Source organism: Streptomyces sp. NPDC020996 (genome assembly GCF_040641355.1).
GTDB lineage: Bacteria > Actinomycetota > Actinomycetes > Streptomycetales > Streptomycetaceae > Streptomyces.
In genome coordinates, this window is the sequence record NZ_JBFADM010000001.1 from 146,371 (window position 1) to 171,439 (window position 25,069).

22 protein-coding genes and 1 pseudogene are annotated in these 25,069 nt (G+C 70.5%); 14 read left to right on the forward strand and 9 right to left on the reverse strand.

Features of this window, described 5'->3' with window-relative positions; all coding sequences use genetic code 11:
* Positions 1 to 32: 32 nt before the first annotated feature.
* The 7 genes from AB0G63_RS00545 to AB0G63_RS00575 all read left to right on the forward strand — a co-directional run bounded on the left by AB0G63_RS00545 (position 33) and on the right by AB0G63_RS00575 (position 9,400).
* Positions 33 to 1,748 (forward strand): serine protease, encoded by a 1,716-nt coding sequence (locus AB0G63_RS00545; protein ID WP_360741914.1) that lies wholly within the window; start codon positions 33 to 35, stop codon positions 1,746 to 1,748.
* Entirely contained in the window at positions 1,745 to 3,889 is a 2,145-nt protein-coding gene (locus tag AB0G63_RS00550) for a tetratricopeptide repeat protein (RefSeq protein ID WP_360741917.1), read from the forward strand. Before AB0G63_RS00545 ends, AB0G63_RS00550 begins: the two co-directional genes overlap by 4 nt.
* A gap of 223 nt (positions 3,890 to 4,112) precedes the next feature.
* Positions 4,113 to 5,408: a vWA domain-containing protein gene (locus AB0G63_RS00555; protein ID WP_360741920.1), complete on the forward strand. Its 1,296-nt coding sequence runs from the start codon at positions 4,113 to 4,115 to the stop codon at positions 5,406 to 5,408.
* A complete protein-coding gene (locus AB0G63_RS00560; protein ID WP_360741923.1) occupies positions 5,405 to 6,256 on the forward strand; it encodes a hypothetical protein in 852 nt (283 codons plus the stop codon). Before AB0G63_RS00555 ends, AB0G63_RS00560 begins: the two co-directional genes overlap by 4 nt.
* Positions 6,253 to 7,479, forward strand: coding sequence for an ABC transporter substrate-binding protein (locus AB0G63_RS00565; RefSeq protein WP_360741926.1), 1,227 nt, complete (start codon positions 6,253 to 6,255; stop codon positions 7,477 to 7,479). Before AB0G63_RS00560 ends, AB0G63_RS00565 begins: the two co-directional genes overlap by 4 nt.
* Before the next feature lie 17 nt (positions 7,480 to 7,496).
* Positions 7,497 to 7,832 (forward strand): CU044_2847 family protein, encoded by a 336-nt coding sequence (locus tag AB0G63_RS00570; RefSeq protein ID WP_360741929.1) that lies wholly within the window; start codon positions 7,497 to 7,499, stop codon positions 7,830 to 7,832.
* A 323-nt stretch (positions 7,833 to 8,155) separates the two neighbouring features.
* A complete protein-coding gene (locus AB0G63_RS00575; protein ID WP_360742358.1) occupies positions 8,156 to 9,400 on the forward strand; it encodes a M14 family zinc carboxypeptidase in 1,245 nt (414 codons plus the stop codon).
* 21 nt (positions 9,401 to 9,421) lie between these two features.
* Here the strand turns inward: AB0G63_RS00575 and AB0G63_RS00580 are convergent, their stop codons facing one another.
* The gene (locus tag AB0G63_RS00580; RefSeq protein WP_360741932.1) at positions 9,422 to 9,835 is read right to left on the reverse strand and encodes an ATP-binding protein; all 414 of its coding nucleotides are present in this window, start codon (positions 9,833 to 9,835) and stop codon (positions 9,422 to 9,424) included.
* A gap of 246 nt (positions 9,836 to 10,081) precedes the next feature.
* On the opposite strand from AB0G63_RS00580, the gene AB0G63_RS00585 reads away from it, so the two are divergent.
* From AB0G63_RS00585 to AB0G63_RS00595, 3 genes are all read left to right on the forward strand, one after another.
* Positions 10,082 to 10,933, forward strand: coding sequence for a helix-turn-helix transcriptional regulator (locus AB0G63_RS00585; protein WP_360741935.1), 852 nt, complete (start codon positions 10,082 to 10,084; stop codon positions 10,931 to 10,933).
* Positions 10,934 to 10,945: 12 nt separating this feature from the next.
* Positions 10,946 to 11,137 (forward strand): hypothetical protein, encoded by a 192-nt coding sequence (locus tag AB0G63_RS00590; RefSeq protein ID WP_360741938.1) that lies wholly within the window; start codon positions 10,946 to 10,948, stop codon positions 11,135 to 11,137.
* A gap of 99 nt (positions 11,138 to 11,236) precedes the next feature.
* Positions 11,237 to 11,428 carry a hypothetical protein gene (locus AB0G63_RS00595; protein ID WP_360741941.1) on the forward strand — a complete coding sequence of 64 codons (192 nt, stop codon included), beginning with the start codon at positions 11,237 to 11,239 and terminating at the stop codon, positions 11,426 to 11,428.
* Between the two features lie 99 nt (positions 11,429 to 11,527).
* Here the strand turns inward: AB0G63_RS00595 and AB0G63_RS00600 are convergent, their stop codons facing one another.
* The 4 genes from AB0G63_RS00600 to AB0G63_RS00615 form a co-directional block, all read right to left on the reverse strand.
* The gene (locus tag AB0G63_RS00600; protein ID WP_360741944.1) at positions 11,528 to 13,525 is read right to left on the reverse strand and encodes a glycosyl hydrolase; all 1,998 of its coding nucleotides are present in this window, start codon (positions 13,523 to 13,525) and stop codon (positions 11,528 to 11,530) included.
* A gap of 461 nt (positions 13,526 to 13,986) precedes the next feature.
* A complete protein-coding gene (locus AB0G63_RS00605; RefSeq protein ID WP_360741947.1) occupies positions 13,987 to 14,841 on the reverse strand; it encodes a carbohydrate ABC transporter permease in 855 nt (284 codons plus the stop codon).
* Positions 14,838 to 15,812, reverse strand: coding sequence for a sugar ABC transporter permease (locus AB0G63_RS00610; protein ID WP_360741950.1), 975 nt, complete (start codon positions 15,810 to 15,812; stop codon positions 14,838 to 14,840). Before AB0G63_RS00610 ends, AB0G63_RS00605 begins: the two co-directional genes overlap by 4 nt.
* Positions 15,813 to 15,899: 87 nt before the next feature.
* Positions 15,900 to 17,219, reverse strand: a complete 1,320-nt coding sequence (locus AB0G63_RS00615) for an ABC transporter substrate-binding protein (protein WP_360741953.1) — start codon at positions 17,217 to 17,219, stop codon at positions 15,900 to 15,902.
* Positions 17,220 to 17,516: 297 nt separating this feature from the next.
* Between AB0G63_RS00615 and AB0G63_RS00620 the strand changes: the two genes are divergently transcribed.
* Positions 17,517 to 19,922: a glycoside hydrolase family 2 protein gene (locus tag AB0G63_RS00620; RefSeq protein ID WP_360741956.1), complete on the forward strand. Its 2,406-nt coding sequence runs from the start codon at positions 17,517 to 17,519 to the stop codon at positions 19,920 to 19,922.
* Positions 19,919 to 20,950 (forward strand): LacI family DNA-binding transcriptional regulator, encoded by a 1,032-nt coding sequence (locus tag AB0G63_RS00625; RefSeq protein ID WP_360741959.1) that lies wholly within the window; start codon positions 19,919 to 19,921, stop codon positions 20,948 to 20,950. The genes AB0G63_RS00620 and AB0G63_RS00625 overlap by 4 nt, the downstream gene beginning before the upstream one ends.
* 226 nt (positions 20,951 to 21,176) lie before the next feature.
* Here AB0G63_RS00625 and AB0G63_RS00630 read toward each other — a convergent pair whose 3' ends face one another.
* Positions 21,177 to 21,347 (reverse strand): acetylxylan esterase, encoded by a 171-nt coding sequence (locus tag AB0G63_RS00630; protein ID WP_360741962.1) that lies wholly within the window; start codon positions 21,345 to 21,347, stop codon positions 21,177 to 21,179.
* 62 nt (positions 21,348 to 21,409) lie between these two features.
* On the opposite strand from AB0G63_RS00630, the gene AB0G63_RS00635 reads away from it, so the two are divergent.
* The gene (locus AB0G63_RS00635; protein ID WP_360742360.1) at positions 21,410 to 21,688 is read left to right on the forward strand and encodes an acetylxylan esterase; all 279 of its coding nucleotides are present in this window, start codon (positions 21,410 to 21,412) and stop codon (positions 21,686 to 21,688) included.
* 409 nt (positions 21,689 to 22,097) lie between these two features.
* Here the strand turns inward: AB0G63_RS00635 and AB0G63_RS00640 are convergent, their stop codons facing one another.
* Together AB0G63_RS00640 and AB0G63_RS00645 are read right to left on the reverse strand one after the other, a co-directional pair.
* Positions 22,098 to 22,349, reverse strand: coding sequence for an acetylxylan esterase (locus tag AB0G63_RS00640; protein ID WP_360741965.1), 252 nt, complete (start codon positions 22,347 to 22,349; stop codon positions 22,098 to 22,100).
* Positions 22,295 to 22,516 carry an acetylxylan esterase gene (locus AB0G63_RS00645; protein WP_360741968.1) on the reverse strand — a complete coding sequence of 74 codons (222 nt, stop codon included), beginning with the start codon at positions 22,514 to 22,516 and terminating at the stop codon, positions 22,295 to 22,297. The genes AB0G63_RS00640 and AB0G63_RS00645 overlap by 55 nt, the downstream gene beginning before the upstream one ends.
* 255 nt (positions 22,517 to 22,771) lie before the next feature.
* On the opposite strand from AB0G63_RS00645, the gene AB0G63_RS00650 reads away from it, so the two are divergent.
* A complete protein-coding gene (locus tag AB0G63_RS00650; RefSeq protein ID WP_360741971.1) occupies positions 22,772 to 23,314 on the forward strand; it encodes a hypothetical protein in 543 nt (180 codons plus the stop codon).
* 126 nt (positions 23,315 to 23,440) lie between these two features.
* Here the strand turns inward: AB0G63_RS00650 and AB0G63_RS00655 are convergent.
* Positions 23,441 to 24,858 (reverse strand): annotated as a pseudogene (locus AB0G63_RS00655) (DUF234 domain-containing protein).
* Positions 24,859 to 25,069: the final 211 nt, after the last annotated feature.

Consider the following 25,069-nt stretch of genomic DNA (forward strand, 5'->3'; position numbering starts at 1 on the left):
GAAAGTAAAGCCCGTTGCCCTACCGTGGGCGTATGGCGCTGCATCACCACAGTGAACGTCCGTGGCGTGTGCGAGTGGACGACGAGGAAGGCACGCCCCATGGCGCCGGGGTGCTGCTCGACGACCGGCACGTGCTCACCTGCGCGCATGTGATCCGGTACGCCGGAGCGGCTCCCGGCGGGACCACCTCCCACGTGCGGATCAGCAGTGTGGCGTGCCGCCCGGAGTGGACCCGGACCGCGCACGTGGCCCCGGGCACCTGGGTGCACGACCACGACACGCAGCGCGGTGACGTGGCGCTGCTCGAACTGGACGAGCCGGCCGACTGCGGCACCCGGACCACGTTGTGGAAGGCACCCCTCTCCGGCGGCACCGTCAAGGTGTACGGCTTTCCCGCGAGCTCGCCGTTCGGCATGGGGGTGGAGGCGCGGCTGGCGGGGTCCGGCCACCGGCACGGCGAGTGGGGCCTGCTGAAGCGGATGCAGCAGGGCGACCCGTGGATCGAGCCGGGATACTCGGGCGCCGGGGCGGTGGCGGCGGACGGCGAGTTCGAGGGCCGCGTCATCGGCATCGTGGTGGCCGACTACCTGAGCGGCGACGCGAAAGCGGCCTGGATGCTGCCGACCGAGACGATCCTGACGCACCTGCCCCGGTTGGAGAAGTTCACCGGCGGTGACCGCACTGATGAACTCGGCCCCTCCCGCGGCGAGTTGCCCCGGGACGTGCTGGCCGACCCGCTGCGGCTCGCGCTGACCCAGGAGCTCACCCGGCTGCTCGACGGCGGCTGGTCCGGCACCGTCGTCGTCGGCACCGGCGGCACGACCGCCGTGGGTGACTCCTGGCTCGTCCGTCTGGTGCGTACGGCCGATCCGGCGGCCCGAGCCGGCGTCACGGACGCCGAGCTCACCGGCGCCCCCGGGGACACCGTCCTCGGGCTCGGCACCATCGACGCGGCTTACGACGCGCGCGGCAGGTCGGCCGACGACCTCAGCCGCTACCTCACCGGCCGGTTCGGGCTCTCCGGGGAGACGCCCGCCGAGGTGCGGCAGCAACTGCTGCGCCGCAAACCGCCCGCCTGTCTGGTGGTGGGCGGCGTCGACCGGGCCCAGGACCCGGAGGACCTGGTGCGGGAGCTGCTGGGGCGGATGGCCGCCCGCGCCCGGTCGCGCGGGATCCGCCTCGTCCTCGGCTTCGAGGGCACCCCGCCGGCCGACCTGGCCTACGACGTCCGTCTCGACCCCGAGCCGCTCCACGGAGACGCCACCCGCAACGTGAGCTCCGCCGAGGCCCGGACGGCCGTCGCGGAACTCGCCGCGCAGGAGGCCGCCGCGTCCGCCCTGCACCAGGCCTGGGGCGTAAGGTTCCTGGCCGCACCCCTGATGCCGCCCCTGGCCGCACCCCGGCTGCGGGTCCGGCTGGCCGTGGCCCGGCGGACGGAGCCCAACCCGGAACTCACCGCGATCCACGACCAGGCCCGCGAGGCCCGTGCCGCCCTGGCCCGGTTCGAGCGCGACGTGCGCCGACTGATCACGGTGTACGACGACCTCACCACCTCCCTGGAGCTGCACCGCGTCCGGGCGGCACGGCACTTCGGCGACGAGGACCGGCGGCTCGCCGACCTGCACGCCCCCGCCGCCCGTGCTCTGCGCAGGGAGCCCGTCGACCTCAGGGCGGCCCGCGAGCTGGTCAGGCGCTACATCGACGAGGTCGACCGGCGGATCGAGGAGAAGGGTGACAGTCAGGGATGAGCCCTCAGACGTGCAACCGCCCCGACTGCGGGCGCGGCGTGATCGACGAACAGGGCTTCTGCGAGAGGTGCGACCGACAGCCACTGCCCCAGGACAGCGTGGCGCCGGAGGACCGCACTCCGAAACCGGAACCGCCGGCGGGGGGCGGTGCGGGCATCGGTGTGGCACAGGTGCGCCCGGACCCCTGGTACGGCCTCGGCCTTGTCGACTCCGTGCAGGCCCCGGAGGCCCTGGCCCCGGACGTGCCCACGGGTTCGCCGGAGCCGGTCCCCGAGGCACACCGCTTCTGCCCCGCCCCCTCCTGCGGGCGGCCGGTGGGCCGCGGCCACGCCGGCGAGCCCGGCCTGACCACCGGTTTCTGCCCGCACTGCGGCACCCGTTTCGACTTCACCCAGCCGGGCGGCCTCACCATCGCCGGTCGCTACGACGTCATACGCGTTCTCGGCTCGGGGGCGTACGGCGCCGCCTACCTCGCCCACGACCGCAACCTCGCGACCGAAGTCGTCCTCAAGGCCCTGCACAAGTCGGTCACCAAAACCAAGAAGGAGCGGGACATCCTGGTCGGGCTCCGGCACGACAGCATCGTCCGCATCCTGGGTTACGAGGAGGTAGGGCCACACCTCGTCCTCGAATATGTGCCGGGTGTGCCGCTCTCGGCCCGCGACGGCGACCGGCTCGAAACCCTCCTCGCACACGGTGTCCGCATCCTCCAGGCACTCGACTACCTGCACGCCCGGGACCTGTTGCACTGCGACGTCAAACCGCTGAACATCATCCGCTTCCGGGAGGAGAGCCCGGCCGGCGCGCTGGACCGGGTGCGGCTCATCGACTTCGGCGCGGTGCGCAACCGGACGACGGACACCGGGCCGGTCGTGGCGTACACGAGGGCGTTCGCGCCACCGGAGACCGATCCGGAACATCTGCAACCCACCCCCGGCTTCGACCTCTTCGGACTGGGCATGACCCTGCGCGAGGTCTGCCGCTCCCACGGGACGGACCGCTCCGCACCGGGCGTCGACTCGCTCCATCTGCTGCTGGCCCGGGCCACGCACTCCGAGCCGTTGCGGCGGTTCAGGTCGGCGCGGCAGTTCGCCGAGCAGCTCAGCGGAGTCATCCGGCAGGTCGTGGCAGCGCCGCCGACGGGACGTCAGGTCGCCCGGGTGTCCGCGCTGTTCGGCTCGGCGCCGGAGGCGTTGCACGGCGGGCTGGGCGCGGCCCGGCCCCTCGCCCACTGGGTCGAGGCGCGGCCGGACGAGGAAGCCCTGCTTCAGATGCCCGCGCCGTTCTGCACACCGGAACCCGGCGAGATCGCGGCCGGCCTGCCCGCTCCCCTGTCCGATCCCGACGACCCGGCCGTCACCGACCCGGCCGGCAGCGCGCTGGCCGAGAGCCGGCTCGCCCTGCGCGGAAGGGACGCCACGACGGCGGCGGCGCACCTCCGGGCGGCGGACCTGCCCGACTGGCACTGGCTGACCGACTGGTACTGCGGACTGATCGCCCTGGCCGCCCGGCACCCGAAGCGGGCCGCCGCCGCGTTCGCCACGGTGCGCAGAGCACTCCCCGGTGAACTGTTGCCGCATCTCGCCCTCGGCCTGTGCGCCGAACTCCTCGGGGACCGCGCCGTCGCACGATCGCACTACGACACGGTCTTCGGCACCACCCCCGCGCTCGGGGCAGCCGGATTCGGCCTGGCCCGCATGCTGCTGCTGGCCGGTGAGCGCGCGAAAGCGGTCGAGGTCGCCGAACAGTTGGCCAAGGAGTTCCGATACGAGCGCGAGGCGCGCGTGGCGGCGGTACGCCTGCGCGTCATGGTCCTCACCGGTCCGGACCACCCGGCGCCCACCGAGGACGACGTGGCCCGCGCCAGGGCGGACCTTCCCGGCCTGGACGTGAACGAGGCGGCCGCCGCCGCGCTGCGCGCCGAGATCCAGTACGCGGACTTCCTGCACACCCATGACCGCCTGGAGCTGTCCGAGGCGATCCGCGCTCTCGGCCCGCACGCGCCCACCGAGAGCGAGTACGTCGCACTGGTGGACCTGGCGAACGGGCTCCGTCCGGCGCTGAGATGGAGATGGCCGGTAAAGCATGGCAGATCGGGGCATTCACATTCCGCAGCGATGCCCGGAGAGCTAAGCTCGTGACACGCTCCGTCGGGGCGCGATCACCATGCGTACTGTATCGAGCGGTGACAGATCGGGGGCGCCGGTGGGGGACAGATCACCCTTGGGGCTCGGTTTCGCCCTGGAAGTGAACGCACCCTCGGATCTGGCCTGTGACCAGCGGCGCGCGGACGCCCTGATAACCGTCACGGCACACTCGGCCGCCGGTGCGGCGCCGCGGGCTCCCGGTGCCGAGATCCTCATCATGGACCGCTCGTTGTCCATGTCCGGGCACAAACTCGGCGAGGCGAAACGCGCGATGTGCGCGGCCATCGACACCCTGCGCGACGGCACTCGTCTGGCGATCGTCGCGGGCAACGACGAGGCCGAAGTGATCTTCCCGGCGACGGGTGGGCCGGCCCACGTCGACGCCCGGGCCCGGGAGGAGGCCAAGCTGCGGGTCGCCAGCCAGTTCGCGGCGGGCGGCACGGCCATCGGCCAGTGGCTGGACCGGGCCCGCCGCCTGTTCGCGTCGGTGGAGACCCCCGGCGCGGTGCACCATGCGGTGCTCTACACGGACGGCAAGGACGAACACGAGACACCCGAGCAGCTCGGCGACATCCTCACGTCGTGCGTCGACAGGTTCGTCTGCCACGCGAGGGGGCTGGGCGACGACTGGCACCACACTGAACTCCTCCGCATCACCGAGGCCCTGCACGGCACCGCCGAGGCCGTGGTCACCGCTTCCGACCTTGCGGAGGACTTCACCCGCCTGATGCGCGAGGCTCAGCGGATCGTGGTGCCCCGGGTGTATCTCGGCCTGCATCTCAACAGCCGTTTCCAGCTCGCGTTCGTCCGGCAGACCCGCCCCGTGGAGGCGGAACTGACGGCCCGCCAATTACGTGACGGTGTGACACACGTCCCCTTGGGCTCCTGGTCCCCGGAGACCCGCCAGTACCAGGTCTCCCTCAGCTTCGACCCCGACAGTCTCACCGTCGACGAGATCCTGCGCGCCGCCCGCATCTCGCTGCACGCCGAGTTCCCCGACGGCAGCCGCCGGCCCTGCTCGGAGACCGCGGCCATGACCGTGTGCCGCCGCTCGACGCCCGCCGACGGCATCGCCGTCTCCTCCGACCTCACCCGTGTCGAGAACGAACGAGAACTCGGCATGGCCATGCGCGCCTGCGTCGACGCCCATCTGCGCGGGGACACCGACCGTGCGGACCGCGAACTGCGCCTCGCGATCGGCCTCGCTGAATCCCTCCGCGACACCACGCGGCTGCGGCAACTGCGCGCGGTGGCGGTCGACGGCCCCGACGGCCGACTGCGGGTGCGGCGGGACGTCGCCCGAGGGAAGCTGCTGCAGGTCGGGGTCGACTCGGTCAAGACCGTGAGCCGGCCGACCGAGCCGCGACACCCCCTTCCCGGTGACTCCGGTCCGCCCCGCGTGTGCCAGCGGTGCGGTACGGCGTCGACGTCGCCCGCAGCCAGGTTCTGCGAGAAGTGCGGGCACCGGTTCGGGGACGCTGGTGTGGCCGACGGGGCGGCGGACGCGTGGTGAGCGGCAGACGGCTGCGCGCGCCCCATCCGATCGTGGTGCTGCGGTGGTTGAGGGCGGGCGTACTGGGCGTGGTGGTGGTGACGACGCTGCTGTATCTGGTGGTGGACAACCGGACCGGAGAGCAGAACGCCGCGGCCGACCGCACGAACGCGGCCCTGGGGCACATAAAGGAGGCGTCGAAGGAGGCCAAGGCGGCCAAGGCCGCGCTCGAGGCCGTAGCCCGGACCAGGGCGATGCACCTGACCGGCACCGGCGGCGACTTCGCCAACGCCACCGCCAGCGTGAGTTCCCATCTCACCTCGGCGGCGGAGGGGAACGGAGCCGGGGAACAGGGACTGAGCCACATCCAGTTCGTCCAGGGCCAGTTGGCCACATGTGTACAGATGGCAAACACGGCGGTCCTCGACACGCAACCGGGCCTGACGACGGCGCTCGACGCGCTGGACGACAAGCCGGAGTACGACGGCGAGCACCCGATCGCCTTCACCGGCGGTCTCAGGCGATCGCTCGAGGATCTCGAGAAGCTCGAGGCCACGGCACACCGCCACCAGCTCGACTCGGGCTGGCGCAGCCCCGGCCTGCTGTGGCCCCTGTTCATCGGGCCGACGGCGGTCATGCTGATGCTGGTCTGTGCGAGCGGCTACCTCATCGCCCACCGCTTCCGGCAGTACCCCAGCCCGGCGTTCGCCGTGGCCCTGGCGGCCCAGACGTCGATCAGCATCGCCATGTGCACGCGCAGCTACCAACCCCCCGCGGCGCTCGCGCTGCCGGCGCTCGCCGCCGCCGGTGCGCTCGCGTATCTCGCCTATCGGCCCCGACTTGCCGAGTACAGGTTCCCCCGCTCATGAGAAGACTCACGGCACGAATTCTGCGCAGTGCCCTGGTGATCGGGCTGCTCCTGACGCCGGTCGCGTGCGGCGAACCGGAGAAGGGCAAGGTGACGATCATGGTCCCCTGGTCCGACACCGAGTTCCGGGCTTTCTACACGGTCGTCAAGAACTTCGAGCACGACCACCCCGGCATCGACGTCGAGCCGCAGGTCACCCGCGCCCTGAACCAGCAACTCGACGCCGCGGTGGCCGTCGGCGCGAAACCCGATCTGGCCGTGCTGTCCAGCGTGGGAGCGATCGCCAAGTACCGGAAGTACATGCAGAGACTCGACGTCGACACGAGCGCGTACGTGCAGCCCTTCCGCGGGCTCGGCATGAGCGACGGGCACGTCTACGCGGTCCCCGTCAAGGCCGACGTCAAGAGCCTCATCTGGTACGACGCCAGGTCGACCCCAAAGCCTGCCTCGTCCGTGACCGCTCTCCGGTCCAACTCCGGCCACTGGTGCCTCGGGCTGCTGTCAGGGCCGACCTCCGGCTGGCCGGGCGCCGACTGGATAGCGGACATTCTCCTCGCCGACGCGGGCGTCAAGACCTACACCGATTGGGCCTCGGGGAAAGCGCCGTGGCACGAGGGAGCCGTCAAGGAGGCGTGGACCGCATGGGGGGATCTCATGGGGCATGCCGTCCTCAAGAACGCCCCCTCGCTCGGCTTCCGCGATGTCATCCGCGGCATGCTCAGGAAGAAGTGTTCCCTGAGCCACGGCGCCCTGTCCACGATGGCTTTCCGGTCGGCCGAGGTGAGCGACGACCAGTACACGTACGTAACGCTCTCTTCCGACACCCTGCAGGTCTCGGCGGACTTCGTCGGAAGGTTCACCGAGGGGAACAAGAGCGCCGACGAGTTCATCAGGTACCTGGCGAGTACGGAAGCCCAGCAGACGTGGGTGAAGCAGCCCGGCTTCGCGCTCTCCGCCGACCACAACGTAACGACGTACGACAACACCACCCAGGGCCGGATAGCCGCGATGCTCCGCTCCTCCCGTTACACACGCTGCTTCAGCGCAGCCGACGCGATGAATCCCGACGTGTCCGCCGCCTTCTACCGAGCGGTCCTGGACTACGCGAACGGATTTGAGTCGCCGCCCTCGCTGCTGGCGGCGCTCGACAAGGTCGACGACGAACTCGGATATCCACGCAAGCACCGTCTACCGGCACTGTGCAGCAGCCCGAACTCTCCCTGACTCATCCAGGAGCCTTCATGGCGGACGCCATCCAGTTCACCCTCGACGACGGCACCGTCGTCCTCGTAGCCCCACCCGCCCACGTCGGCAACCGGCCGGTGGGACTGGGAACCCGGCTGGAGGCCGCCGGGGAAAGCCTCCGCCAGGCACTGACACCGATCAGCGCCGCCGCATCCGACGTCATCGGTCAGTTCCGCAGCATCGCCCGACGACCCGACGAGGTCGAGGTCACCTTCGGCGTCACGCTGGACGCCAAGCTCGGCGCGGTCCTGGCGAGCGCCAACTCCAGTGCCCACCTTGACGTCACCCTCCGCTGGAGCGGCACGGAGCCCACCCCGCCCCCGGAAGGGTGACCGCTGCCCGGCGAGACGACGGACCCCACCCTCGCCGGGCACACTGTCTCCGAGGCCGCCGCATCGCGGGCACCGTCATCTTCGCCCCACTCTCGTCAGCCCTGCTCATCAGCCGCGGCAGGTCGACCGCAGCACGTCAGCACGGTCCGTCAAGCGCGGCGCATCACCACCACCGGAAGGACACGGCATGAGCGACAAGCTCGAGATCCGTCCGCACAAGAAGGAGACCACCGGCGAGAGCGGGGGCAACGGCGGCGCCTGATCCGACGCGGATGATCAACCGTTACCTCACGGTCGCGGAGGTCGACGAGTAGGCGCGGCGGCTGGTCTCCCGGTTTCCGGGGGCCTGCCGCCTGCGCCGGATCGGGACGTCCCGCGGCGGCCGTCCGATCGTGATGCTCTCCGTGGGACACGGGCCGCGCCACGTCCTGGTGGTCGCCCGGCCGCACCCCGACGAGCCGGTCGGCGGCACGACCGCGATCGCCCTCGCGGAGCAGGTGGCGCGCGGCGCACGACGGTCCCCGGCAACCGACCCCGCCGTCGTCACCTGGGACATCGTTCTGTGCCTGGACCCGGACGGCGCCGCGCTGACCCGTCGGATCGAAGAGACGACGGCCGGAGCCGCCCCCACCCCGGAGAGCTATTACCGCACCGCCTACCGCCCGGTCGCCGCGGAACAGCCGGAATGGGCGCCGATCGAATCACGGCAGCTTCCTGAGAGCCAGGCACTGTTCCAGGTGATCGACGGACTGCGGCCGTTCCTCCAGTGTTCCCTGCACGGCGTAGAAGCGGGCGGAAGCTGGGTGCAGCTGACCCGTGGTCTGCCCGGGCTGGCCACCCCCTTCCAGACGTCCGCCGCGCAGCTCGGCATTCCGGTCCAGCACGGCACGTTCGACGCCCTGTACTGGGAGAACCCCAGCCCCGGGATCCACGTCCTGCCCCCGCCTCACAGCACCGCCCGACTGGCAGCCGGGTCCGAGAACATCGGGGCGTCCACCTGGTGCGCGCCCGGACGGTACGGCGGCGTCACGGCGATCGTCGAAGTGCCCATGTGGGCGACCGACCTGACCGACGACCTGTCCCCCCACCCCGACGCCGCCTCGCTGTTGCGCGGCCTGTCCTGCCTGATGAGGGACGGCGGACGACAGGTGACCGCCGTCCTCGACAAGGCGCGCGGGTTCCTTCCCACGGCACAGGACAGCCCGCTCGGACGCGTGCTGGAGTGGATGGCCGGCGGTCTGTACGACATGGTCGCCGAGTCCTGGGAACCTCTCATCCGGCAGGCGGCCGACGATCCCCGGCGGATCACCACAGCCCAGGTCAGTGCCCTGGACGTGGTGGCCCGCCGCCAGCCGCTGCGCGCCGCGGGCCTTCTGCTGCGGCTGCTGGAAACGGCGGACGACGACGCCGCCCCCGGGCTGTACCGCGACCTGGACGAACTCTTCACCGGGTGGTGCGGGGACTTCGAGAAGGCCCTGGGCCTGCGTTGGGTGCCCGTGCACCATCAGGTGGAACACCAGACCCGTACGGTCATGGCAGCCGCCGACGCCGCACTGGCGGACTCCTGACGAGGCGGCCGGACCCGCCGGTCAACTTCCCTGGTGGAACGACAGCCCCGCGATGACGGACGTGCCGCGCGTGGGGCGGGGGCGGACGGTCCAGGCGGCGGCCAGGCTGTCGACGAGGATCAGACCCCGGCCGCCCTCGGAGTCCGCGTCCGGGCGGGCCAGTACCGGCTTGCCGGTGCCAGGGTCCGACACGGCGAGCCAGTAGTGCCCGTCGGCCGGCCACAGGACGAGTTCGATCAGGTCGTCGTCCTCCCGGCAGGCGCCGTGACGGATGACGTTGGTGACCAGCTCCGACGTCAACAGGCCCAGGTCGTCGCCGAGATGGGGGCGGAGCACCTGCGGCAGCGATTCGGCGACTGCGTGCCGGGCCCGCCGTACGGAGGCGGGGTGGGCGGGGAAGCGCCAGTGGGCGGGTACGAGGGGGATCTCGGGCATGGCGAACTCCACGGCTGTGTGAGGGGTTGGTCGCCGGTGGCCTACCGCCCTGGCCGCGGACACACCCGTCCCAGGGCAGGCGGGCATGCTCGCGCGGTGCGCTTCCGGCGTTGCGGTGTGTAGCGTGCGCGATACGTACAGTAGGAGAGTAGGGGCCATTTTTGCCATGCGATCCGCAACAATGGCCTCAATGCGGTGAACTTGTGCCAATAGCCCAGACAGCGGGTGCGGCACGGAAGGAACGACATGCCACCAAGGACGATCCTCACCCAACGTCAGAAGCGCCTGGGAGGTGAGTTGCGCAGGATGCGCACCGCAGCCGGCATGTCCGCGGAGTACGCCGCAGGGCTCCTCGGCGTCGACCGAAGCAGGATCTCCAACATGGAGTCCGGACTGCGCGGGATCAGCGCCGAACGGCTGCGCACGCTGGCCTGCAACTGTGACTGCACCGACGAGAAGTACATCGACGCCTTGGCCGAGATGGCGGAGCCGCGCGAAACAGGATGGTGGGAGCGCTACCGGGGTAGCTTGCCTCAAGGCTTGCTGGACATCTCCGAAACCGAGGCCGGCGCGGTACGTCTGCGGGGCGCGAACACCGTGCACGTACCAGGGCTGCTGCAGACAGCGGAGCACGCCATGGCCATCTTCCGTGCCGTCGTCCCCCAGCTTCCCGAGCACGAGGTCGCGCTCCGTCTCGCGCACCGTGCGGAGCGACAGAAGGTGATCACCGGCGACGATCCGACTCCCTATGTGGCCGTGATCCACGAGGCGGCGCTTCGCATGCAGTTCGGCGGACGGGACGTTGCCCGGGCACAGTTGGAGTACCTGCTGGAGGTCTCCGAGTGGGACAACGTCACCGTGCTCGTCCTTCCCTTCAGCCACGGCGCCTTCCCCGGAGCAGGGCACACGGTCGTCTACACCGAGGGACCTGTGCGGCAACTCGATACCGTGCAGGTGGACAACTCTCATGGCCCCGTCTTCCTGCACGCTGACGGTCAACTCGCGAAATACCGTGCACAGCTGGACCTGTTGGAAGACATGGCGCTCCCCCCGGAGCGGTCCCGTGACTTCATCCGCCAGATCGCCCGACAACTATGAGGAGAGGCCAAGATGGCTGACATCACCTGGGAGGCCCCGTACTGCGGCGAGGGCAGCTCCTGCTTCCGGCTCGGCACCGACGCCGACGGCAACGCCTACATAGCCGTCGCAGGCCAGGAGGACCACTACCTCACCGACTCCCTCGACGCCCTGCGCACCCTCATCACCGACATCAAGGCCGGCAAAGCCGACCACCTGCTGTAGGACCTGTCACACACGCCAAGCCAGGCCACTCAGGCTGGCCAAAGAGACGCGGGATCAAGACCGCGACGTCATCGCGTGATCACGCAGAGGAGACGCCAGATGCCTGACATCACCTGGGAGGCCCCCTTCTGCGCCGAGGGCAGCTCCTGCTTCCGGCTCGGCACCGACGCCGACGGCAACGCCTACATAGCCGTCGCAGGCCAGGAGGACCACTACCTCACCGACTCCCTCGACGCCCTCCGCACCCTCATCACCGACATCAAGGCCGGCAAGGCCGACCACCTGCTGTAGGACCCGCATGTGCGTACTCCTCGGCGAGGACCACGAGGAGACCAGCGAGATCGCCGGTCTCCTCGCCCTGAACTGCCGCCTGCGGAAACGCGGTTTGCGTCACTCGGCCCTGATGTTGTCCACGTACACGACGCCCTTGGTCGCCGCGCCGCTTCCGTGGCCGAGGTAGAGGTTGAACGCCGTCACCTTGGCGAGGTGGGCCGCGTCGAGTACGGCTCCGGCGTGGGAGGTGTCCCAGGGGGCGGGCGCGAACGCGCTGAAGGGCGCCTTGATCTCCTTGCCGTTCGTGTCGGACAGCGGGACGTTGTACTCGAAGTAGACGCCGTCGGCGACGATCTGGAGCGTGGCCCCGTTCCCGGAACCGTCGCCCTGCAGCCACAGCGCCATGGCCGTGAAGGCGGACCAGTCGGCGTCGACCGACTTGCCGATGCCGGTGTACCCGGCGCCGGTGAAGTCGTAGGCGTAGGCCAGCCCGTAGGTGCCCGAGGACTTGTGGTCGGCCGACAGGGTGGTGGTGTTGGAGTTGACGTGGCTGTACGCCTCGTTCAGGGAGACGTCGTCCCCGGCGTATCCCTCGAAGTCGTCGACCCACCCCGCGGGCAGGGGGGCGACCTCTCCGAGCAGGACGTGGGCCGAGTCGGTGAACGTCTCGCCGCCCACCCGTGCGCTGACCGTGAGGTCGACCATGCGGTTGTCCAGCCAGGCCGGGTCGATGGACCAGACGCCCGAGTAGAAGCCGTCGGCGTCGAGGTGCAGTCGCCGGGCGGGTGAGCCGTTCACCGAGTAGGTGACCCGGCTCGCCCGCGCGGGCGTGACGCGCACCCGGACGGTGGTCTCGGAGTCCGTCACGCGCTGCCGGTCCGTGGGGGTCACGAGGTGCATGAACGGAGCGTTCCCGACGGCCCTGGTGCGAGCGGAGAACACCCCCTTGAGATCGGCGGCGAAGACGGTGTACGGGTCCTGGTGGTACTCGACGAAGTCCGGCAGCAGGGCGTGGCCCGGGTACGGCACGTACGCGCGGTTGCTGCCACCGAAGTTGGCCCAGGTGAGCATGTACGTCGCCTGCCGGGCCAGCGGGTCCGCCTTGATCGCCGCCAGCAGCCCGGTGAACCAGTTCGGGTCGCGGCCCTCGGTGCCGCTCTCCCCGAACTCGGAGTACGCCGGCACCTTGCCCCGCTCGTTCGCCAGCCGGACCACCATCGCCAGGTCCTTCACCAGGGCGCCCAGCCACGCCTCCGATCCGGCGGAGCCGTCGTAGGCGTCGTAGCCGAGCACGTCGACGAACTCGTCGCCCGGGTAGGTCTTGAGGTAGCCGGTCGGGTCGCCGTCGAAGGCGGAGTTGGGCGAGTAGGCGTAGAGCAGGTTGTGGACGCCCTTGGTGTCGCGCAGGTACTCGACGGTGTAGCGGTACACCTCGATGTACTCGGCGGAGGTGGTGTGCCCCGCCCCCCACCAGAACCAGCCCCCGTTGTTCTCGTGGAAGGGGCGGAAGATCACCGGGATCGGGGTGCCGTCCGCCCGCCGCGCGCCCTTCACCGCGCTCGCGATGCGGTCGAGGAAGGCGTTGAACTCCGCGTGCTTCGAACCGCCGGGGAGGATGTGGCCGACCACGCGCCCCGAGGTGTCGTAGAAGTTCTCGCCGGTCACGAAGTTCGGCATGTGGGCGCTGAGGGTGTTGATCCCGCCGCGGGCGTCGCCCTGTCTGATGGACCGGCTGAGCGCGGCGATGTTCTCGGCGTCGGTCCCGCCGGGCACGCCGGGGCGTTCGTCGCCGTCGAGGATCAGGGTGTCCCAGCCGAAGACCGCGGGATAGTCGCCCACCGCCGCCTTGGTGTCGGACGCCTTGCCGTCGGGAGTGGTGAAGGTGAAGCCGTAGGAGAGGTCGTGCTGGTGACCGAAGAGGATGCCCTTGCCCTGCTGCCGCTTCAGGTAGGCGAACAGCGCGCGGGTCGCGGGGGTCGCCTTGTCGTCGACGATCCGGACCGGCGTCGGCGCGCCGGCGGGCGCCGCGGAGGCCAGTGGTGTCCCGGTGACCGCGGCCAGGGCGACCGTGGTGCCGATGATGAACGCGCGGCGGTTCAGGGGGGAGTTCGGCATGTACGTCTCCTTCGACGTGGCGATTTCTCGTACGAGGACGTGCGGAGGTACGCGGGGACATGCGGAGAGGAGCGGGAACGTGCGGGGACGTGCGGAGAGGTGACTCGCTCGCCGGGGCGGGCAGTCCCCTCGGCGGTGGTGCGGGGTGCCGTCGGGCGCGGGCCGGCGCGGACCGGCGCCCCGGCGCGGCGGTGGCCGGGGCCGGGAAGGGCGGGGCGGGGCAGGGCGGGGACGGGGTGCCGTCCGCCCGTCAGGGCGTGGTCCGGAGCCGTGCACCGGGTCGTGCGGTCGAGCGGGCAGGGCAGTCAGCGGACCGGGCGGTCAGCCGACGGGACCGGAGCAAGGGCAACGGCCGGTGCCGCAGAGGCCACCGCCGGTGTCGCGGGCGGGGCCGGCCGACGCCCTCGGCCGGCCCCGCCCGCCGCTCACAGCGGGCCGAGCGCGGGGCGAACCGCCCCGGATCACTTCGTGGCGCCCCGCGCGAACCCGTTGTAGATGTAGCGCTGGAGGAAGAGGAAGACGACGAGCGTGGGCACGATGACGAGGATCGCGCCGGCCGAGATGTCCTCCCAGTGGGCGCCGAAGGGGCCCTTGAAGCGGAACAGGGCGGTCGACATGGTGCCCAGGTCCTCGGAGGGCATGTAGAGGAACGGGATGTAGAAGTCGTTGTAGACCGTGATGCCCTTGATGATGACGACGGTCGCGATGGCCGGCTTGAGCAGCGGGAAGATGATCCGCCAGTAGATGGTGAGCGCGTTCGCGCCGTCGAGCCGGGCGGCCTCGTCGAGGGAGACCGGGATGGAGCGGATGAACTGCAGGAAGATGTAGATGGACACGATGTCGGTGCCCATGTAGAGCAGGATCGGCGCCCAGCGGGTGTCGAACAGGCCGAAGCTGTTGACCACCTGGAAGGTGGCGACCTGCGTGGTCACGCCCGGCACCAGGGTGGCGACCAGGAACAGCCCCATGACCAGCTTCTTGCCGCGGAAGTGGAAGCGGTCGATGGCGTACGCGGTCATCGAGCCGATGATCACCGTGCCGGTGATGGAGAACAGCAGGATGAACGCGGTGTTCCCGAACGCCGTGAGCATCTGGCCGTCGCGGAAGGCGGTGACGTAGTTGGAGAAGTTCAGCCAGTTGCCGGGGAGCTGGAACGCGCCGCCTCCGTCGGTCGCCTCCTTCGCCGTCTTCAGCGAGGTGAGGAACACGACGGCCAGCGGGATCAGGACCACCAGCGAGGCCACGACCAGGGACAGGTAGATGAGGGCCGAGCCGATGCCCCGGGGGCGACGGCCCTCCACCGCGTTGGCACTCATACAAGATCCACCTTTTCGTCGGGCACGAGGCGGCGCTGGATCCAGGTGATCAGCAGGATGAACAGGAGCAGGACGACGGCGGCGGCGGAGGCCAGGCCCGTCTTGTTGAACTGGAACGCCAGCTTCACCGTCTGGATGACGAACGTGGTGGTGCCGGTGGCGCCGCCGGTCATGATGTAGGGGATCTCGAAGACCGACAGGGAGCCGGACACCGCGAGGATCACGCTCAGGCTGACCACGGGCCGGATGCTCGGCAGGATCAGGTACCGGAACTGGTGCCAGCGCGAGGCGCCGTCGAGTTCGGCCGCCTCGTACAGCTCGCCGGGGATGGACTGGATCGCCCCCAGGAAGAGCACGAAGTTCAGGCCGGTGAAGCGCCAGACGGACACGCCGGCCAGGGAGACGTTCGCGGACGTCGGGGTGCCGAGCCAGGCGTGGTCGGTGCCCGCGCCGAACCAGGACAGCACCGAGTCGAGGGTGCCGCCGTCCTGGAAGAAGTACAGGAAGACGAACCCGATGGCGACGCCGTTGATCAGGTACGGGAAGAACAGGATGCCCTTGAAGAGGTTGCGCAGGCGCAGGTTGAAGCTCAGCACGGTCGCGAAGTACAGGGCGACGACGATCTGCACGGCGGACGCGGCCAGGTAGTAGAAGCTGACGAAGAACACCCGGAACAGCTCGGGCCGGGTGAACAGCTCGACGTAGTTGTCGGTCCCGGTGAGGTGGATCTCCGGGCTGACGCCGTCCCAGTCGGTGAAGCTGTAGTAGATCATGTTCGCCACGGGCACGTAGGTGAACGTGATCAGCAGAACCAGCGGGACCAGCAGGAACAGCCACGGGGTGGCCCTGCGCAGCGCTCCGCGGCCGGGGCGGGAAGTGCGGGAACCGCTCGTCGCCTGGCCGGCGCCGACGGCGGCGCCGGTGCTCTCCTTGTCCACGCGTGCGGTGGACCTGTGGGTGGTGTGGGTCATGTCGGCCTTTCGGTCGTCCGCGGACGCGGTCGGCGGGCCGGGCCCGGTGAGGAGAGGTCCGTCACCGGGCCCGTCGCCCGCGGTCCGTCAGGAGCCCGCGGTCTTCTCCGCCTCGCTCCACTTCTTGTCGAGCTCGGCGAAGTAGTCCTTCAGGCTTCCCTTCTGGACGCCGCGCGCCATGTCGACCAGCTTCTGCCGGTAGTCGGGCTTGGCCAGGCCGATCTCGGCGGCGTTGTCGATGGCGTTGACCTCGCTGCTCTTGGCGTCGGACCGCTCCAGCATCGTGACACCGTTGTCTTCGAAGGGCTTCAGGGTGTCAGGCAGGGCGCCGGACTTGAGAGTGGGGATCGAGCCTTCGTTCTGCGCGAACCCGGACTTGTCGGCGAACCAGTCGACCCACGCCCGCGCGGCGGCCTTGTTCTTGGAGTGGATGCTCACCGCTTCCTGGTAGTCGGAGGAGAGCATGCTGCAGAACTTGCCGTTCGTCTGCGCGGGGAACGGCATGAAGCCGATGTCGTCGGGGTTCTTCCCGGCCGTCTTCGCCGCGTTCTGCATCTGGCTGATGGCCCAGGAGCCGAGCTGCATGGTGGCGATCTGACCGCGGGCGATCATGCCCTTGGAGTTCTCCCAGTTGGTGGTCGTGGGGTCCTTCTCGACGAGCTTGTCGTGGACGACGTCGTAGAGCAGCGTGTCGATGACGTTGAGGTCGGTGCCCGCGGCCCACGGGGCGGTGGAGGTGGCCAGCTTGTCGTTGGCCTCGGCGTCGCAGGTGACCGAGCCGATGCTCGCGGCGCCGGCGGTCAGCGGCCACAGGTCCTTGAAGTTCGTGTAGTACGGCACCGCGCCGGTCTTGGCCTTGATGGCCTTCAGGTCGGCGACGAACTCCTGCGGGCTGGTGGGCCAGTCGGTGATGCCGGCCTTCTTCCAGACGGCCTTGTTGTAGACGAAGCCGTCGGCGTTGCCCACGGTGGCGAGGCCGTAGACCTTGCCGTCGACGTTCGCCTTGTCGGTGAAACGGTACTTCTTGCTCAGTTCACCGGCGCTGCCGAGGGAGGCGAAGAAGGAGGGGTAGTCCTTCTTGGCGATCGCGTTCGGGATCATCAGCACGTCACCGTAGTTGTCGGTGTTCATGCGGATCTTGACTTCACCCTCGTAGTCGGTGATGCCGTCGAACTTCACCGTCACCTTGGGATAGATCTTGTTGAACGCGGCCGCGTACTTCTTCAACGTGCCGTTCTGCACCAGGTCGGTGCGGTGGGTCAGGACCGTGATGGTGCCGGACACCTTCGCCGGGTCGGTCGCCGCGTCGGCGGACTCGCCCTTCGTCGCCGCCGCCCCGGTGCACCCGGTCGCGGTGAGCGCCGTGACGGCGATCAGTGCGGCGACGGCCAGCGTCTTCCTCCCCATATACCCCAGCTCCCTCTGTCTTGCGGCTCAGGCCCGCCTTTGGGCTGTCGGCACTATGGCACCGACCAATTGAACCGGTAAAGCTCACCCTCTCGCCGTGATACCCAATCGTTACGCGAGGGTTTCCGGATGGGGCGGAATTCGACCGGTTAGACCTGCGCAAGAACAGCGGAAAACCTACCAAACAGGCTCGTACCGCACAGGACTATACCGGTTTATGGACATCGCTTACCGGGACAGCTAGGTTGGCGTGCGCCACGACCAGAACGACCTTGCATCAGGTGAGGGGAGCCGCACATGAAGGACGTCACCCTGCTCAGCGACGGGTGGGGGCTGCGCCATGAGGACGCGGTGCTGCCCGCCCGGGTACCGGGCTGCGTGCACAGCGATCTGCTGGCCGCGGGACTCATCCCGGACCCTTTCATCGGCGCCAACGAACACGAGGTGGCCTGGGTCGGCGACCGCGCCTGGACCTACGTCGCCCGGCTCACGGCCGGCACCGCGCACGAGCGCACCGACCTCGTCTTCGACGGTCTGGACACCGCGGCCGAGATCACCCTGGACGGGGAGACGCTCGGCCGGACCCGCAACATGCACCGCTCCTACCGGTTCGACGTCACCGGCCGTACCGGGGAGCTCCAGGTGCGTTTCGCCCCGGCCCGCGAGGAGGCGGAAGCGGTACGGAAGACGGTCGGCGACCGGCCCAACGTCTATCCCGAACCGTCCCAGTACATCCGCAAGATGGCGTGCAGCTTCGGCTGGGACTGGGGCCCGACCGTCGTCACCGCCGGAATGTGGCGGCCCGTCCGCCTGGAGCACTGGTCGACCGCCCGGATCTCCCAGGTCCGGCCCCTGGTCACGGTCAGCGGGAACCGGGGCCGGGTCGAGATCCATCTCACCGTGGAACGCACCGCCGGCGGCAGTGGCCGCCCGCTGACCGCACGGGCGTCGGTGGCCGGGGTGGACACCGAGGTCACCTTCGAGGACGGCCACGCGCTGCTCGAACTGGACGTGCCCGACCCGCGGCTGTGGTGGCCGCGCGGCTACGGCGAACAGCCGCTGTACGACCTGACCCTCACCCTCGCCGACGGCGACGCCGCGCTGGACACCTGGCAGCGCCGGATCGGCTTCCGCACGATCGAGCTCGACCGCAGCGCCGACGAGCACGGCACCGGCTTCACCCTGGTCGTCAACGGCGTACGCCTCTTCGCGCGCGGCGTGAACTGGATCCCCGACGACGTCCTGCCCTCCCGCGTCACCCCGGAGCGCTACCGCCACCGCCTCACCCAGGCCGCGGAGGCGAACATCGACCTCGTCCGCATCTGGGGCGGCGGCATCTACGAGGACGACGCCTTCTACGACGTGTGCGACGAACTCGGGCTCATGGTGTGGCAGGACTTCCTGTTCGCCTGCTCCGCCTACCCCGAGGAGCAGCCGCTGCGCGGCGAGGTGGAGGCCGAGGCGCGGGAGAACGTCGTACGCCTGATGCCGCACCCGTCGCTGGTGCTGTGGAACGGCAACAACGAGAACCTCTGGGGCTTCCGGGACTGGGGCTGGGAGCCCGAACTCGCCGGTGACTCCTGGGGCGAGGGGTACTACCTCGGTCTGCTGCCGCGCGTCGTCGCCGAGTTGGACCCGACCCGGCCGTACACCGCGGGCAGCCCCTGGTCCGGTTCCTGGGACCACCACCCCAACGACCCGGCGCACGGCACCCACCACTCCTGGGAGGTGTGGAACCGCCGGGACTTCGCCGAGTACCGCGACAGCGTGCCCCGGTTCGTCGCCGAGTTCGGCTGGCAGGCGCCGCCCGCCCTGGCCACCCTGCGCCGCGCGCTGCCCGGCGAGGACCTCGCCCCCGACTCGCCCGGCATGCTGCACCACCAGAAGGCCGAGGACGGCAACGGCAAGCTCAACCGCGGTGTCGAGCGCCACTTCGTGCTGCCCGACGGCACCGGGGACGCCTTCGACCGCTGGCACTACCTGACCCAGCTCGTCCAGGCCCGGGCCGTCGCCGCCGGCATCGAGCACTGGCGCTCCCACTGGCCGCGGTGCGCGGGCACCGTCGTATGGCAGCTGAACGACTGCTGGCCGGTCAGCTCCTGGGCGGCCATCGACGGGGACGGCCGGCTCAAGCCGCTCTACCACGAGCTGCGCCGCCTGTACGCCGACCGACTGCTCACCCTCCAGCCCGCCCCCGAGGGCGTCGTGCTCGGCCTGGTCAACCAGTCGGCCGAGCCCTGGCGGGCCGAGGTCACCGTGCGCCGGACGAACTCCGACGGGACGGTGGCGGCCCAGGTGCCGCTCACCGTGGAGGTGGCGGCGCGTGACGCGGTACGCACGCCGCTGCCCGTGGACGCGCTCGGCCTCCCCGGCGACGGGCAGTTCCTGGTCGCCGACGCGGACGGACTGCGCGCCGTGCACTTCCCCGTGCCGGACCGTGAATTCCCGTATCCGCGTCCGGGGTTCGACGTCCGGGTGGAACCGATCGCCGGGGATGCCGATACAGTCGATGTCGTGGTCACAGCGCACACCCTGGTACGAGACCTCTTCCTGCAACCCGACCGCCTCGCCCCCGACGCGGTGGCCGACACCGGTCTCGTCACGCTGCTCCCCGGCGAGGAGACGAGGATCCGGGTCGGCGGCTGGCCCGGCCCCGACGCCGGACGGGCCCGCGCGGCGCTCTTCTGTGTGGAACCGGCGTGAGCGCACCCACCCAGCGCGTCACCATCAAGGACGTCGCGGCCCGGGCCGGCGTGTCGAAGGGGGCGGTGTCGCTCGCCTTCAACGGCAGGCCCGGGGTCTCCGACGCCACCCGGGACCGCATCTTCCAGGCGGCCCGGGAACTGGGCTGGGCCCCCAACGCCCGCGCCCGCTCCCTGTCGACCGGCACCAAGGTGGACACCATCGGCCTCGCGATCTGCCGGCCGGCCCGGCTGCTCGGCCTGGAGCCCTTCTACATGGACTTCATCTCCGGGGTCGAGAGCGTGCTGGCCGAGCGGTCCTGCTCGCTGCTGCTGCACCTGGTGCGGGACGTGGACGAGGAGATCGAACTCCAGCAGCGGTGGTGGCAGGGCCAGCAGACCGGCGGATCGATCCTGGTCGACTTCCGCGAGAACGACCCCCGGGTACCCGCGCTGCGCGCCATCGGGCTCCCCGCGGTGGCGGTCGGCCACCCGTCGCTGACGGGCGGCTTCACCTCGGTGTGGACGGACGACGCCACCGCCGCCACCGAGGCCGTGCGGTATCTGGCGGCCCTCGGCCATCGCCGCATCGCCCGCGTCGGCGGTCCCACCGGGCTCGGCCACAGCGCCATCCGCGCGAAGGCGTTCTCCGAGGCCACGCGGGAACTGGGCATCTCCGACGACCTTCAGATCGCCACCGGTTACGAGGGCGAGGAGGGGGCCCGCGCCACCCGTTCCCTGCTGCTCATGGCCGAGCGGCCGACGGCCATCCTCTACGACAACGACATCATGGCCGTCGCCGGTGCCGCCGTCGCCGCGGAACTGGGCCTCTCGGTGCCGCGCGACCTGTCCCTGCTCGCCTGGGACGACTCCCAGCTGTGCCGGCTGACCCACCCGCCGCTGTCCGCGATGAGCCACGACGTGCACGGCTTCGGCGCCGACGCGGCGCGGACCCTGTTCGCGGTCATCGACGGCGAGGAACCCGCCTCCCACCAGGTCGCGACCCCCTCACTCACCCCACGCGGATCTACGGCGCCACCGCTGAGGTGAGGCCGGGGCCCGCGTCTGCCCCAACACCGGCACCGGCACCGTGGCGGGCGGCGTCCGCCCGGGCCGGGACGCGGCTCGCCGGGGCACCGCTCGCTCGCCGGGGCACCGGCTGCGGCCCGGGGCGGACAGCGCCGCGGGCCGCCGCCGGGTCTTCGGGGCCATGGGCCATGGGCCACGGGTCACGGGTCATGACCCCGGACCGTGGCCGGTCCCCGGGGCCATGCCGTCAGGAGCCGTCGGCCGCCAGACCCCGGGCGTGCAGCCAGGCCAGGTGCTCCCGCGGGGTCGAGCCGTAACCGCCGCCGTGGTCGGCGTACCGCCACACGCGGATGTCCCGCTCGCCGGCGTACCCGTTGTACGCCGCGTAGACCGTGGACGGCGGGCAGATCGGGTCCATCAGGCCCACGCTGAACAACGCCGGCGCGCCGCGCGCTGCCGCAAGTGGACGCCGACCGGATCGTGGTCCAGGGGGGAAGCCAGGGCGGTGGCCTGGCCCTGGCCGTCGCGGGGCTGGCGGGCGACCGGGTGGCGGGGCTGCTCGCGGACGTGCCGTTCCTGTGCCACTACCGGCGGGGTGCGGAGGTCGCCTCCGACGGCCCGTACGTGGAGGTGGTGAAGTACCTGCGCCGACACAAGCCCGATGCCTGGGGGCGCCTTCGCGACGCTGGACTACTTCGACGGGGTGCACTTCGCCGCCCGCGCCACCGGCGGCGTCCACGGCACGGACGCAGTCGGTGATCAGACGCCGGTAGTAGTGATAGCGCGGGTGGTCGATGCCCCGGGTCATGAACCGTTCCTGGGCAGTGAGCAGGGGTGAGTCTGCGTGCTGGTACGCCCCGAACGGTTCTGGGCGTACTGATCCCCGGCGTACTCAACCCCGGGGCGGCGACACGCATCCTGTGCGTGGTCCGGTCCCGGGAGGCCGGTTCCCTCACGACCTGGCCAGGTGGGTACGGCCAGAGGCGACGGGGAGGCTCCGGACCATCTCTCCGGTGGAACGGGGGCCCCGCACGCTGACGCCGTACCCGGCGTCCCAGATCGCACGATCACGTTAGCCCGGTCGGCCCAGGGCGCCGCAAGTCCCGAAGCCGACCGTCACACGATCGAGCTAAACCGACCTCGTACCGGCTCACCGCCGACCAGTTGCCTACCCGTCGACCCACTGGGTGCCTTCCCCCGCGTCCCGGTCCGGGGTGTCGTGTCCCTGGCCCCGGCTGTCGACCACGAGGTTGGCGAAGCCCGCGGAGGCGAAGAGGAGATGGTCGGTGGGCAGGCCCCGGCCACCGCTGTAGCCGATGTACGTGACGACCGTGGGCAGCGGCTGCCCGGCTCCGGCCGGCACGATCAGCCAGGCGGCGACGGGCTCGCCGTTCCAGCCGGCGAAGCGCACGTCGTACACGTCCACCGAGGTGAGCAGCTGTCGTGGACCGGGGTGACGCGAGGAGCGCTGTCCTGGGCGCGGGCCTGCTCCAGGGTGTCCTTCCAGAAGGAGTCGAAGTCCTCCGGGGCGGAGTGCGCGGCGCGGTAGGTGAGCAGGTCGTCGAGCGGTATGTCGGTCAGAGGCATGAGGCTGTTCCGTCGTCCTTCCGGTCTGGCGGGGGCGTCGACCACTATGCCGAGCGCGTGACAACGTTGTCCACACCTGATTCAACACTTCGCGGATCCAGCCCACGGGCGCAGACCCGGTGGACCCGAAGGGGCTCGACTGCGACGCTCAGCTCGCATGCAACCGCACACGGACCCACCGTTGCGGACGTCACGAGCGCAGGCGTGACGGCTCCGTGAGATCCGGCTGTCCGAGGGCACTGTTACCTTCCGCCCATGACCGCATCGGACGTTCTCCTCCGCCGCCTCGAGCAAGACTCGTCGCTGGCTGCCGCACTTGCCTGGCCGGGTGACTTCGACATCGACCGCCGGGACCCCGTCGAGGACCTTGTCCTCCCGTCGGGCCGGCCGCTGCACCCGATAGCCGGATGCGGCGCCGGTGGCACCTATTTCCTCTGCGGGGAGACCGGGGCCGAGCAGCGGGCTGTCCTGTATGCCGATTCCGAGGGCCAGGCCACTCTGATCGGCGCCGATCTCATCGAGGCCATCACCCTCATCGTCGTGCTGCCCTTCTGGCGCGACCTGGCGAAAGGCTGCGCGATCAGCGAACTCGGCTCGGACCTGCGAGCCGACCATCCGGACTTCGACGCCGAGCGCGACCGCCTCCTGCACGCCCTTGGGCTCCCTCCCGTCTCCGAGGAGGAAGCCGCCACGCGACTGCTGGCCGTGGCCGCACGCACGGCCCCGGACTACGTACCACGCGTACCGGACGACGATCACCTGCCGTACGAGCTTCTGTTTCCGAGCGGGCCTGCATAGGGAAGCCAGGGCTCACCCGAGGCGGTGGCGTACTCCGCGAGCAGGCCGACGTATTTGCCGACTCTGAGAACGCGCTTGGCCGGCAATGCCTGCAGCCAGTCCCGCGCCTCGCCCGCAATCCGCCGCTCACAGCGGCCAAGCGGTCAGCAGATCGCCGGGGCCGTACGCGGCATCGAGGCCCGGAGAGTCGACTCCGCTGCGCGAGACCGCCACGACGGGAACGGGTTCGTCGGTGAGGGCGGCCCGGTGCCGATGGAGAGCTGCCAGGTCGTGCCGATCGAAGGGCGACTGCTCCAGCCACTTGATGGAGCCGACGAAGAGCAACTCCTTGGCAATGGGGGCGCGATCCGCCCCGACGATGTCGATCTCGACGTCGTTGGTGCGGGTCCAGTAGCCGCCCACCGCTGGCGCCGCGGGAAGCCGGTCGTCGGGCAGTATCCGGGCGAGCGCCTCGCGGATGAGCGGCTCGATCGCCCGGCCGCGCCAGTTGGTCCAACTGTCCCGGATGCGCGCCAAGGTCAGATCGCCCCGGCCGCGCTCGATCTCCTCCATGGCGGGGCCGAGCAGGTGCAGCCAGAAGCGCAGGTAGGGATCTGCCACCCGGTAGCGCCTGTCCTTCGACGGACGCAGCGACACGGGCAGCTCCGCGGCGACGATCCGCTTGTCCGTGAGCAGTTCCAGGGCCCGCTGCAACGGCGTGGCCCCGATTCCGCCGGCCGCACGGGCGATGTTGGTGAAGGTCCGCTCACCGCTGCCGATGGCCGCCAGCACCGTACGCGCCTGAGCCTGCGGGGGGAATTCGGCGGCCAACGAGCGCTCGGCCGACACCAGCAGGGCCGAGACGGGGTCATTCAGGGCCTCCCCGAGGAAGTCCCACAGCCCCGCGCCGTGCGGCCACTCCGCGCAGATCAGCGGCAACCCGCCGGTGACCAGCGCGGCGTCGAAGGCTTCCGCCGGCTCCAGGCCGAGCATCCTCCCCACCTCGGCGGGGTTCAGGGGCCCCAGCACCATCTCCCGGCCGCGCTGGTGGAAGGGGCGCCCGTAGCGTTCAGAGCCTCCATCATCGACAGATCGGAGCCGATGAGGACCAGCAGCACCGGCTTGGTCTCCAGCACCCGGTCCCAGGCCCGTTGCAGCATCCCCTCGAAGGCACCATCGGCATCCATCAGGTACGGCACCTCGTCGATGACCAGCACGCTCGCCCGGTCGGCGGGCAGTGCCGCGGCCAGCACGTCGAACGCGGCGTCCCAGCTCTCCGGCCGTGCGGCGGCCACGAGCCCCGCCAACGGCAGTGTCGACGCCTGGGCGTCCCGGGCCAGCCGTGCCAGATCGTCCCTGGGGGACGCACCAGTCGCCGCGTAGAACAGGAACGGAGCTCCGGAGCGCTCCGCGAAACGCTCGACCAGTCGTGACTTGCCCACCCGGCGCCGCCCGCGCAGCATCACGCACCGACCGGGCCGCTCACCGCCAACCCCTGCCGCCACCTTCTGCAGCTCTCGCTCCAGCATCGCCAGCTCCTGCCGACGGCCCACGAACTCCACCACGCCTATCGACCTCCACGCACGTCACTAACAAAAATGTTAGTAACATAGACGTTGGCAGAGCGCTCCGCCATGATTGTCCACGGGCCGCGATTTCCCAGCACCGTCCCGGGAGAGGCCAGGGGCCCGACCTCGGAAGGCCGGGCCTCGTTCGACCTGTACGTTTGCCAGATCGACGACGTGGCGACACGTCACCCGCCAGGCGTTGAAGCGG